The 11,466-nt window shown below is 70.4% G+C and carries 9 protein-coding genes; 7 read left to right on the plus strand and 2 right to left on the minus strand.

What is annotated here, in order from left to right; translation table 11 throughout:
• Positions 1–488 precede the first annotated feature (488 nt).
• From AOK16_RS03875 to AOK16_RS03895, 5 genes are all read left to right on the plus strand, one after another.
• Positions 489–1,433: a phytoene/squalene synthase family protein gene (locus AOK16_RS03875; protein ID WP_205627625.1), complete on the plus strand. Its 945-nt coding sequence runs from the start codon at positions 489–491 to the stop codon at positions 1,431–1,433.
• Entirely contained in the window at positions 1,423–2,127 is a 705-nt protein-coding gene (locus AOK16_RS27580) for a transmembrane-type terpene cyclase (RefSeq protein ID WP_055470795.1), read from the plus strand. The genes AOK16_RS03875 and AOK16_RS27580 overlap by 11 nt, the downstream gene beginning before the upstream one ends.
• Complete coding sequence (locus tag AOK16_RS27585; RefSeq protein WP_055470796.1) at positions 2,124–2,942, plus strand: squalene/phytoene synthase family protein; 819 nt, start codon at positions 2,124–2,126, stop codon at positions 2,940–2,942. Before AOK16_RS27580 ends, AOK16_RS27585 begins: the two co-directional genes overlap by 4 nt.
• A gap of 287 nt (positions 2,943–3,229) precedes the next feature.
• Positions 3,230–4,234 carry a ketoacyl-ACP synthase III family protein gene (locus AOK16_RS03890; RefSeq protein ID WP_055470797.1) on the plus strand — a complete coding sequence of 335 codons (1,005 nt, stop codon included), beginning with the start codon at positions 3,230–3,232 and terminating at the stop codon, positions 4,232–4,234.
• Entirely contained in the window at positions 4,234–5,397 is a 1,164-nt protein-coding gene (locus AOK16_RS03895) for a cytochrome P450 (RefSeq protein ID WP_055470798.1), read from the plus strand. The genes AOK16_RS03890 and AOK16_RS03895 overlap by 1 nt, the downstream gene beginning before the upstream one ends.
• 13 nt (positions 5,398–5,410) lie before the next feature.
• On the opposite strand, the gene AOK16_RS03900 is transcribed toward AOK16_RS03895, so the two are convergent.
• Together AOK16_RS03900 and AOK16_RS03905 are read right to left on the minus strand one after the other, a co-directional pair.
• Positions 5,411–6,277: an acyl-CoA thioesterase gene (locus tag AOK16_RS03900; RefSeq protein WP_055470799.1), complete on the minus strand. Its 867-nt coding sequence runs from the start codon at positions 6,275–6,277 to the stop codon at positions 5,411–5,413.
• Between the two features lie 113 nt (positions 6,278–6,390).
• Positions 6,391–8,904 carry a DEAD/DEAH box helicase gene (locus tag AOK16_RS03905; RefSeq protein WP_055470800.1) on the minus strand — a complete coding sequence of 838 codons (2,514 nt, stop codon included), beginning with the start codon at positions 8,902–8,904 and terminating at the stop codon, positions 6,391–6,393.
• A gap of 157 nt (positions 8,905–9,061) precedes the next feature.
• Between AOK16_RS03905 and AOK16_RS03910 the strand changes: the two genes are divergently transcribed.
• Together AOK16_RS03910 and AOK16_RS03915 are read left to right on the plus strand one after the other, a co-directional pair.
• On the plus strand, positions 9,062–9,853 hold the full coding sequence (locus tag AOK16_RS03910) for a metal-dependent hydrolase (RefSeq protein WP_055470801.1): 792 nt from the start codon (positions 9,062–9,064) through the stop codon (positions 9,851–9,853).
• A gap of 224 nt (positions 9,854–10,077) precedes the next feature.
• Positions 10,078–11,403 carry an MFS transporter gene (locus AOK16_RS03915; RefSeq protein ID WP_055470802.1) on the plus strand — a complete coding sequence of 442 codons (1,326 nt, stop codon included), beginning with the start codon at positions 10,078–10,080 and terminating at the stop codon, positions 11,401–11,403.
• Positions 11,404–11,466 lie beyond the last annotated feature (63 nt).

Here is an 11,466-nt window from a genome sequence, read left to right on the forward strand (position 1 = left end):
CGTCAACGGTTCGCGCACGAGGCTTTGCCCAGGTGGATGCAGAGATCCCTCACCTGGACTCCCGCTACTGAGGCGGAACTTGGCAGATTTATGCGAGCGCTTGTGGAGTCGGTCCTGCTGCCCCCCTTCCAGGCGTACCTTGGCCGTGGCGCGGTGCGCGGAACGCGTGGTGGCGGCGAAACCTTCGGTGGCGTGCACGCGGAACGGTACGGTCCGTGGACTGCCTTGTGCGTACGAACACCCTGGGGATTCCAGGATGTTCGTGCTTTACTCGAATATGGCGGACAACTGCTGCTCTCAGTGGCCGGCTCACACGCCGGACCGTGCCGACAGGTGTCCCTTGTCTCGATAGCACCGGCGGCTGTCTCGATAGCCCCGGCGGCGCCGGCTGCTTCGGGGGCCGAGTCCCTTGCGGGAGGACTGCGCGTGGCTCGGCTGGGTGCAAAGGCCGGGTCCGGAGCGGGCGGCAGGGTGCAAGGGAGTCGGCTGTGGACGTTGCGGAGATCGAGGCTTCCTATGCCTATTGCGAGCGGGTGACCCGTCGCCGCGCCGGGAACTTCCACTACGGCATCCGCTTGCTGCACCGCCCCCGGAGGATGGCGCTGTGCGCGGTCTATGCCTATGCCCGTGAGATCGACGATCTCGCCGACGGCGACCTGGCCGCCGAGGTCAAGCGCCGGGAACTTGCCCGGATGAGAAGCCAGTTGAAGGATCTGCGCGCGCATCGCGACCCGGTATGCGCGGCCTTGGCAGACGCCGCGAGCCGCTACCCCATCCCGCTGGAAGCCCTGGGCGAGCTGATCGACGGTGCCGAAATGGACGTGTCGGGAGCCCGGTTCACGACCTTCGACCAGCTCCACCTCTACTGCGACCGGGTGGCGGGCAGCATCGGCAGGCTGTGCCTGGGGGTGTTCCCACCGAGTGGTTGCCCCCAGGCGCAGCACCTGGTTTCGTCGTTGTGGATCGGCATGCAACTGACCAACATTCTCCGGGACATTACCGAAGACGCCGAGATGGGCCGGGTCTATCTGCCCGGCGAAGACCTGCGAAGGTTCCTCCCCGACGCTACCGACGATGCCGACGCGCCGGGGCGCTGGCGGCCCGGACCGGCCTTCGACGCGCTCGTGCGGTTCGAAGCCCGCCGGGCGTTCGGCTTGTACGCCGAGGGGCTGTCGTTGCTGCCGTTCCTGTGCCACCGCAGCGCCGCATGCCTTGGCACGATGGCCGGCATCTATCTCCGGCTGCTCGTCCGTATCGCGGATGAACCAGGGAGGCTGCTGGAGGGCCGGGTGTCGCTGCCGGCCTGGGAGAAACACGAGATCGCCGCGCGGGCCATGGCCGGTCTGTTGGTCGGGCACCGCGCGCCGCTGTGGGGCCCGCGGACCGCGGCACGTCGGGGCCCTCGTCTGAAGGAGAACGGTCATGCCGGATGACGTCATGCTCAGCAGCGCGTCGTTCAACGTCGGCATCGTGTGCTGCGGCCTGTTCTGGACGGCCGCCTACCTACTGATCATCCGCCGGGCGGCAGCGGACAGGATCTACGGCATGCCCGTGGTGGCGCTGTGCGCCAACCTCTCGTGGGAGGCCATCAGTTCGTTCACCGAGCCGCCGCCCGGCTTCCTGCGCCCCGTCCCCTTCGTATGGCTCGCCATCGACCTCGTCATCGCTTGGCAGGCCCTGTCCTACGGCCCCGCCCAGTTCCCGCGCATCACGGCCAGGGCCTTCCACGGCATGCTGGCCCTCACCCTGCTCGTCGCGGTCGTCGTCACCTACCAGCTCAACCAGGTCTTCATCGCCTACTACCGCGACCACTGGGGCCTGTACGCGGGGTTCGCCGCGGCGCTGATGATGGCCGCACTCTTCCTCGGCATGGTCTACGGCCGCGACTCCACGGCGGGCCAGTCGTTGCCGATCGCGGTGTGCATGCTGCTCGGCAACGCGTCGGCGGGCATCGCGTGGCTGGCCTACCCGCCCCCGCTCATCGTCCCGTCAGCGCTCCAGGGCTGCCTCGTGGTCGCCACTCTCGCACTCAACGCGCTGTACGTCCTCGTGCTGTGGCTGCGCGGCGCAGCGCGCGCCGCACCGAGCGCCGAGCCCACGCTCTCCCAGGAGGAGGGGGCGCGGTGAGCATCAGCCAGGACGCGGAACGGGTCCTGCAGGAGACCAGCCGCACGTTCGCCATCCCCGTCGCCGCGCTCCCGGATCCGCTGCGTGCCCCGGTGATGTCCTTCTTCCTGTGCTTGCGGGGCATCGACGAGATCGAGGACCACACCGGCCTGTCCGCCGAAGCGAAACGGCGCCTGCTGGGCGAGATCAGCCGCGCCCTGCAGGCCGGACGCTGCACCAGCAGCCACTTGCCGCTGCTGCACTCCCACACTGAACTGCCGGAAGTCACCCAGCGGATCGACGAATGGGCCGCCATGGCGCCTACCTCCATTGCCTACCGCACCTGGGAGACCCTCGCGTCGATGGCCGACCACATGGCGGAGTGGGTCGGGCTGAGGTGGCGTATCACGAACGAGTCGGATCTCGACCGCTACACCTTCGATGTGGCCGGCACCGTCGGCCTGCTCCTCAGCGACCTCTGGGCGTGGTTCGACGGGAGCCGCACCGACCGGTCGCTGGCGGTCGGGTTCGGCCGAGGGCTGCAGACCGTCAACATCCTCCAGAACCGGCGGCAGGATCTGGCCCGAGGCGTCGACTACTTTCCTCCCGGCTGGACCGAGGCACAAGTCCGCGACTACGCCGTCAAGAACCTCGCAGCCGGTGACCGGTACGTTGCCGGCCTGGCCCCCGGCCCCGTCCTGGATTTCTGCCGGGTCCCGCTGACCCTGGGCTGGGCGACCCTCGACATTCTGCGGTCCGGCCGCACCAAGCTCACCCGCGGCCAACTCGCCGCCCTTCTCGGCGCGCCTCCCCCCTCCGTTCACCGGCGGCAGTGATGCGGTCGTCGGAGGGGGAAAGGGTGCATCGGGAGACCTGCATGCAACACGCTCAACGCATCGGCATGTAAAGGGACTTGAGGGGCACCCCGGACCGGTGAGTGGATGACTGTGGCCCCGTCGACGCCTCACGTTTCGGAGGCGGAGTCCCCCGCGCCGTCGCAAGGCTCATCCAGCCGCCTTCCACCGGGGGGCGGATCAGGCAGTACATCGGACGAGGTATCGCGCATTCCCGTGCGAGTGCGCCGGACCTGGGCTTTGCCCGGCAGCCTGGTGGAGGTCGAGTCGTGGGCGGGTGGCCGGGGGTGTTTCTGGCGGCGGTTGCCGTGCGGGTACCTGACGTCGTCGCGGTCGCGGAGGGCACGGGCGCGTCTGCCGCAGGTTTCCGGAGCGTCGCGGTGGCAAAGGTACCCGGCTGGGACTTGGCGGCGGTCGCGGGACGGCGCGCGCTGGGACAAGCGGGCTGCCGGCCGGCGGAAGTCGATCTGCTGGTGCATGCCTGCTCCCACGACCAGGACCACCTCACACCGGTGAGCGCGGTGCAAAGGCTGCTGGGCGCGGATCGTGCGGCAGTGCTGGAGGTGCGGCGCGGGAGCGATTCAGGGATGGCCGCATGGGTTGCAGCGGCCGATCACCTGACCGCTCACGCCGGCCGGGAGACAGCCCTGGTGACGGTGGGTGAGCGATTCGCTCGGCCGGCGTTCGACCGATGGAGGACAGTGGCGGGCATGGTCCTCGGCGATGCCGGAGCGAGTGTGCTGCTCTCGCGTCGTGGTGGTTTCGCCCAGCCGGTAGGGGTCGGTTTCTCAACAGCACCTGAGCTGGAGGAGGTTACGCGGTTCACGGTCCTGGAAGCGCGGGACAGGCGGATGGACGGGTTGGCCGCCAAGCGGCATCTGGGATTGAGGGTGGATCTGACCGCGGTCGGCAGGCTCCTGGCCGCACGCACTCGCCGAGTCGTCTCTGCCGCGCTGGCGGACGCCGGGATCGACGCCGGGCGGCTCTCCTGGGTGGCGATGCCATACGTAGGCGAACGGATGGTCCGCGCGGTGATGTGCCGACCGTTGCGGGTGCCACTTGAGCACACCACGTGGTGGGCTGGTCGTCGGCTCGGGCACGCCGGCGGGGCGGACCAGTTCCACGGCCTGAGCGCCCTGCTCGAACAGGGCCGCCTCCGGCCAGGGCAGTACGGGCTGTTGCTGGGCATGGGCGCAGGCTTCTCCTGGACCGCGGTGGTATTGTACGTAACCGGCCCCGTACCGGCTCCCTTCCCTGCCGAGAGGGCCGGCTGATGGCACCCCCGGGAATGCCGCGCATGGCCGTCGCCGACCCCTACCCGTGGTACGCGTGGCTGCGTGAGAACGCCCCAGCCCACCCAGTGCGCGGTCGATGGCTCGTGTCGCGCGCACACGACGTCCGCGCACTGCTGGCCGACCACGAGCGCCTGTCGAGCGACCTGACGATCGGTGGCACGAGGGTTGCAACGCTTCCGCTGGGGCCTGAGGCGGGCGCGAGCAATCTCCTCAACGCCGATCCACCCGTGCACGCCCGACTGCGGGCCGGCGTGCCCCTGCCCACGGCACGGGTCGCGGCCCTGCGCCCGCAGGTGCAGCAGCTGGCCGACCTGTTGATCGACCGGTTCGCCCGGTCCGGCCGTGTGGAACTCGTGGAAGAACTCGCCGCACGGCTGCCGTTCCAGGTGATCTGCGAGGTGCTCGGGATCGCGGCCGAACTGCGCACCGACCTCAAGCGGGCGGTGGACAGCGCAGCCCGGCACGGCCACGGCGAAACCGGGCAACGGGCCCATCTCCACTTGGGTGCGTTGGTCCGTCGGCAACTCACCGGTCACACGGCGCCTCCCGGAACTCTTCTCGCCTCACTCGCTCAGGCCCGCGCGGCAGGCCGCATCGACGCCGCCGAAGAACTCGGCCAGGCGGTAATCGTCCTGTCGGCCGGTCACGAGACCACCGTCCACTTGCTCGGCAACGCGATGGCGGCCCTGCTCACCCATCCCGACCAGTGCGCCAGGCTACGCGAAGCGCCACACCTCATCGACACAGCCGTAGAGGAACTGCTGCGGTTCGACGGCCCCGTCTGGGCCGCCCCACTGCGGGTAGCACGCCAGGACATCTCGATCGGTCGCATGACGATCCCGGCAGGCGATGTCGTCACGCTGCTACTCGGCTCGGCCAACCGCGACCCGCAGGCTTTCCACCACCCCGACACCCTGGAACTGACGCGTGCCCCCAACCCGCACGTCGCCTTCGGCCGGGGCATCCACTACTGCCTCGGCGCTCAGCTTGCCCGCCTGGAAGCCACGGTCGCGATCACCACACTGCTCCGCCGCCTTCCCCGACTGCGACTGGCCTGCCGGCCCGAAGAACTCCGGTGGCAACGCCACCCCGTCGTCCGCGGACTGGCGGCCCTGCCCCTGCGCTTCACTCCAACACGCTGAACGGGAAACCTGGTCAGCCGCCCAACCTCCGGAACAGCCCCTCCTGCATCACGCTGACCAGGAGCCGCCCCTCGCGGTCGTAGATCTGACCACGGGCCAGGCCCCGCGCGCCCGTCGCGATGGGGGACTCCTGCTGGTAGAGGAACCACTCGTCGGTGCGGAACGGGCGGTGGAACCACATCGCGTGGTCCAGCGACGCGATGTCGAACCCCCGCGATCCCCACAGCGGTTCGACCGGCACGCGCACCGCGTCCAGCAGCATCATGTCGCTGGCGTAGGTCAGGGCGCAGGTGTGGACCAGCGGGTCGTCACCGAGCGGCCCGACGGCCCGCATCCACACCGCGCTGCGCGGCTCCGCCCCGCGCAACTCCTCCTCGGACCACCGCAGCCGCTCGACGTACCGGATGTCGAAGGGCTGCCGGCGGGCCATCCGTTCGAGCGCCTCGGGCAGTGTGCCCAGGTGCTCGCGGATCTCGTCGGCCAGCTTCGGCAGCTTCTCCGGACCCGGCACCTCCGGCATCGGCAGCTGCTGCTCGATTCCCGGCTCCGGCTGATGGAAGGAGGCCGTCAGATTGAAGATCGTGCGGCCCTGCTGAACCGCCACCACCCGGCGCGTGGTGAACGACCGCCCGTCCCGCACCCGTTCCACCTGGTACACGATCGGCACGCCGGGACGGCCCGGGCGGAGGAAGTACGCGTGCAGGGAGTGCACCGGACGCTGCCCGTCCGTGGTCCGTCCCGCGGCCACCAGGGCCTGGCCCGCGACCTGTCCGCCGAACACCCGCTGCAGCGACTCGTCGGGGCTTCGGCCGCGGAAGATGTTCATCTCGATCTGTTCCAGATCGAGCAGGTCGACGAGCCGTTCTGCGGGGGTGGTCATTCGGCGCTCCTCGTCTCGTGCCACAGCGGCGCAAGATTAGGGCAGCCGGGCCGTCGGCCGTCGACGGCCGACGGTGCGGGTCGCGAGCGGGCCCGGACTCGCACCGGCCGAGGTCAGAGCTGGCCCACGCTCGTGACGCGGACGACGGCGCGCCCCTCCTCGTCCGACGCCGCCAGGTCGACTTCCGCGCTGATGCCCCAGTCGTGGTCGCCGCTGGGGTCGGCGAAGGTCTGGCGGACCTTCCACAGGCCGTGCTCCGGGTCCTCCTCGATCCGCAGCAGCTTCGGCCCGCGGGCGTCCGGGCCCGTGCCCAGGTCCTCGTACTCGTCCCAGTAGGCGTCCATCGCGTCCGCCCAGGCGTCCTCGTCCCAGCCCGACTCGGCGTCCATCTCGCCCAGTTCGCCGACCTTGTCGAGGGCGGCCAGCTCGACCCGCCGGAACATGGCGTTGCGGACCAGCACCCGGAAGGCGCGCGCATTCGCGGTGACCGGCTTGACCTGGTCGGCCCGCTCCCGGGCCTCCTCCGCGGACTCCTCTTCCGGGTTGGCCAGCTGCTCCCACTCGTCCAGCAGGCTGGAGTCGACCTGGCGGACCATCTCGCCGAGCCACTCGATGATGTCCTGGAAGTCCTCGGACTTCAGATCGTCCGGGACGGTGTGCTCCAGCGCCTTGTACGAGCTCGCGAGATAGCGCAGCACGATGCCCTCGACCCGGGCGAGCTCGTAGAAGGAGACGAACTCGCTGAAGGTCATCGCCCGCTCGTACATGTCGCGGATGACCGACTTCGGGGAGAGCGGGTGGTCGCCCACCCACGGGTGGCTCTTGCGGTAGACGCCGTACGCGTGGAACAGCAGTTCCTCGAGCGGCTTGGGATAGGAGACGTCCTGGAGCCGCTCCATCCGCTCCTCGTACTCGACCCCGTCCGCCTTCATCGCGGCGACCGCCTCGCCGCGCGCCTTGTTCTGCTGCGCCGCCAGGATCTGCCGCGGGTCGTCCAGCGTGGACTCGACCACCGACACCATGTCCAGCGCGTACGAGGGGGATTCGGGGTCCAGCAGCTCGAAGGCGGCCAGTGCGAACGTCGACAGTGGCTGGTTGAGGGCGAAGTCCTGCTGGAGGTCGACCGTCAGCCGGACGATCCGCCCCTCCGCATCCGGCTCCGGCAGCCGTTCGACCACGCCGCCGTCCACCAGCGAGCGGAAGATCGCGATGGCCCGGCGGATGTGGCGCAGCTGCGCGCGGCGGTCCTCGTGGTTGTCCTCCAGCAGCCGCCGCATCGCGTCGAACGCGTTGCCCGGCCGGGCGATCACCGACAGAAGCATCGCGTGCGTGACGCGGAAGCGGGAGGTCAGCGGCTCCGGCTCGGAACCGATCAGTTTCTCGAAGGTGTTCTGGCCCCAGCTGACGAATCCCTCCGGGGCCTTCTTGCGGACCACCTTGCGCCGCTTCTTCGGATCGTCGCCCGCCTTGGCCAGCGCCTTCTCGTTCTCGATGACGTGCTCGGGCGCCTGCGCGACCACGAAGCCCGCCGTGTCGAACCCGGCCCGCCCGGCGCGGCCCGCGATCTGGTGGAACTCGCGGGCCCGCAGGGTGCGCACCCGGGTGCCGTCGTACTTCGTCAGAGCCGTGAACAGCACTGTGCGGATGGGCACGTTGACGCCCACGCCCAGGGTGTCCGTACCGCAGATGACCTTCAGCAGACCGGCCTGCGCGAGCCGCTCCACCAGCCGCCGGTACTTCGGCAGCATCCCCGCGTGGTGCACCCCGATTCCGTGCCGGACGTACCGCGAGAGGTTCTTGCCGAACTTGGTGGTGAAGCGGAAGTTCCCGATCAGCGCGGCGATCTCGTCCTTCTCCTGCCGCGTGCACATGTTGATACTCATCAGCGCCTGCGCCCGCTCCACGGCCGCCGCCTGCGTGAAGTGCACGATGTAGACCGGCGCCTGGTGGGTCTCCAGCAGCTCGGTCAGCGTCTCGGTGAGCGGCGTCGCCCGGTACTCGTACGACAGCGGTACGGGGCGGGTCGCGGACCGGACGACGGCGGTGGGGCGACCGGTGCGCCGGGTCAGGTCCTTCTCGAACCGGGAGACATCGCCCAGGGTCGCCGACATCAGGACGAACTGCGCCTGGGGTAGCTCCAGCAGCGGGATCTGCCACGCCCAGCCGCGATCCGGCTCCGCGTAGAAGTGGAACTCGTCCATCACGACCTGGCCGATGTCGGCGTCCCGGCCGTCCCGCAGCGCGATGGAGGCCAGCACCTCGGCCGTGCAGCAGATCACGGGCGCGTCCGCGTTGATCGAGGCGTCACCGGTGAGCATGCCGACGTTCTCGGTGCCGAAGAGCTTGCAGAGGTCGAAGAACTTCTCCGAGACCAGCGCCTTGATCGGCGCGGTGTAGAAGGTGACCTGGTCGTTCGCCAGCGCGGTGAAGTGGGCGCCCGCCGCGACCAGGCTCTTGCCGGAGCCGGTCGGGGTGGACAGCACCACGTTCGCCCCCGAGACCACCTCGATCAGCGCCTCCTCCTGGGCGGGGTAGAGGGAGATGCCTCGCCCCTCGGCCCACGTCGAGAACGCTTCGAAGAGGGCATCGGGATCGGCGTCGTTCGGCAGATGATCGATAAGGGTCACACCTCCATACTGCCTGCCCGCCACCCCGATCCGGGAACCGGCCGGTCATACGAAGATCGCGGGGCGTTACGCTGAACGGCCAACTGGCCGTCACGGCAAGAGCAACAGGCCGTCACGGCAACGGAACACGCAAGAGAACAAGGGGTGGGGAACGACCATGATGGGACCGGCGCACTCGCTGTCCGGGGCCGCGGCCTGGCTCGGGGTGGGCGCGGCGGCTGCCGCGGCCGGCCACCCGATGCCCTGGCCCGTGCTCGCCGTCGGAGCCCTGATCTGCGCGGGCGCGGCCCTCGCCCCCGACCTGGACCACAAGGCGGCGACCATATCCCGGGCCTTCGGGCCGGTCTCGCGCACGCTGTGCGAGGTGGTCGACAAGCTCTCGTACGCCGTCTACAAGGCCACCAGGACGCAGGGCGACCCGCGCCGCTCGGGCGGGCACCGCACGCTGACCCACACCTGGCTGTGGGCCGTGCTCGTCGGTGCCGGCGCGTCGGCGCTGGCGATCACCGGCGGGCGCTGGGCCGTCCTCGCGATCCTCTTCGTGCACATGGTGCTGGCCGTCGAGGGCCTGCTGTGGCGGGCGGCCCGGGTCTCCAGCGACATCCTCGTCTGGCTGCTCGGCGCGACCAGCGCCTGGATCCTCGCCGACATCCTGCACAAGCCGGGCAACGGCTCGGACTGGCTGTTCACCGCGCCGGGCCAGGAGTACCTGTGGCTCGGGCTGCCGATCGTGCTCGGCGCGATCGTGCACGACATCGGCGACGCGCTGACCGTCTCCGGCTGCCCGATCCTGTGGCCGATCCCGGTGGGGCGCAAGCGCTGGTACCCCGTCGGGCCGCCGAAGCCGATGCGGTTCCGGGCGGGCAGCTGGGTCGAGTTGAAGGTCCTGATGCCGGTGTTCATGCTGCTGGGCGGGATCGGCTGCCTGGGAGCGCTGGGAGTGATCTAGCCGCCGCGGCCGCGCGCATGCGAGGCGCCCAAGGCCCGGGAACGACACGGCCGTTCCCGGGCCTTGTCCTGTTCCGCCGGGTCCGCGACTTCGTGCGCGAACCGTTGACGCCATACCACCCGGTCGGTACGTTCACTCGCGCTTCACCCGGGTCCCCGCTCTGCTCTCCCTGTGTCGGCGCCGGCACTCTTCCCGTCCCCACGTCCCTCGCGAAGGGCGGCACCATGGACACCACCCCGACCCCCTCGGCCGCGGAAGCGGCCCGCACCGACACCGCGCGCCGCAGACGAACGGCGGGTGCCGCGGCCGTCGCCGCGGCCGTCGAGTGGTACGACTACTTCATCTTCGGCATCGCCGCCGCCCTCGTCCTCGGCGACCAGTTCTTCCCCTCCGCCAGCCCCGTCGCCGGCGTGCTGGCCTCCTTCGCGACGTTCGCCGTCGGCTTCCTCGCCCGCCCCATCGGCGGCGTCATAGCCGGCCACCTCGGCGACCAGCGCGGCCGCAAGCCGATGCTCGTCCTCGCCCTGACGGTCATGGGCCTGGCCACCACCGGCATCGGGCTCCTGCCCTCGTACGACGCGATCGGGGTCCTCGCGCCCGTCCTGCTCGTCGCCCTCCGCGTCCTGCAGGGCGTCGCGGTCGGGGCGCAGTGGGGCGGCGCGATGCTGATGGCCACCGAGTACGCGCCGCCGGGGAAGCGGGGGCTGTACGGCAGCATGGTCCAACTCGGCGTGCCCGTCGGCGTGGTGACCGCCAACTCCGCCTTCCTGCTGACCGAGGCGGGCACCGGGGGCGACGCGTTCACGTCGTGGGGCTGGCGGGTGCCGTTCCTGGCCGGTTTGCTCGTGCTCGTCCTCGCCTGGTACATCCACACCCGCGTCGAGGAGACCCCCGAGTTCCGGGAGGCCGAGCGCCGGCTCGCCGCCGAGGAGGCGGCCGACGGCGGGCGCTCGCCGCTGCGCGAGATCCTGCACGGCAACCTGGGGACGGTGTTCCTCGCGGGCGGGTCGTTCGCGGTCAACACCGCGACCTTCTACATCCTCATCACCGGCGTGCTGGACTACACGACCCGCGAACTCGGCATGGAGCGCGGCCCCGTGCTGTTCGTGTCACTGCTCATCAGCTGCTTCCAGCTGCTGATGATCCCCGCCGCGGCCGCGCTGTCCGACCGGGTCGGCCGGATCAAGGTGTACGAACTGGGCGCGGTGGGGCTGCTGGTCTGGGCGATCCCGATGTTCCTGCTCATCGACACCGGCTCGCTGCTGGGGCTCGCGGCCGGCACGTTCGTCGGCAGCCTGTTCCTGAGCATCATGTACGGGCCCCAGGCCGCGCTGTTCGCCGAGCTGTTCACGGCGGAGACGCGCTACACGGGAGCGTCCCTGGGCTACCAGATCGCGGCGGTGCTGGGTGGGGGCCTCGCCCCCTTCGTGATGGTGCTGCTGCTGGAGGCGACGGACACGTCGATGTCGGTCTCGGGCTACATCATCGCCCTGGCGGCCGTCGCCCTGGCCTCGATCGCGGTCCTGAAACGCCGGGCCGCCCGGGCGTAGCGCCGAGTCCCGCCGGGCGGGGGTCCCCGGACGAAGTCTGGGGGGACCCCCATCGCCCCTAGC

Source organism: Streptomyces pathocidini (genome assembly GCF_001418495.1).
GTDB classification, from domain to species: Bacteria; Actinomycetota; Actinomycetes; order Streptomycetales; family Streptomycetaceae; genus Streptomyces; species Streptomyces pathocidini.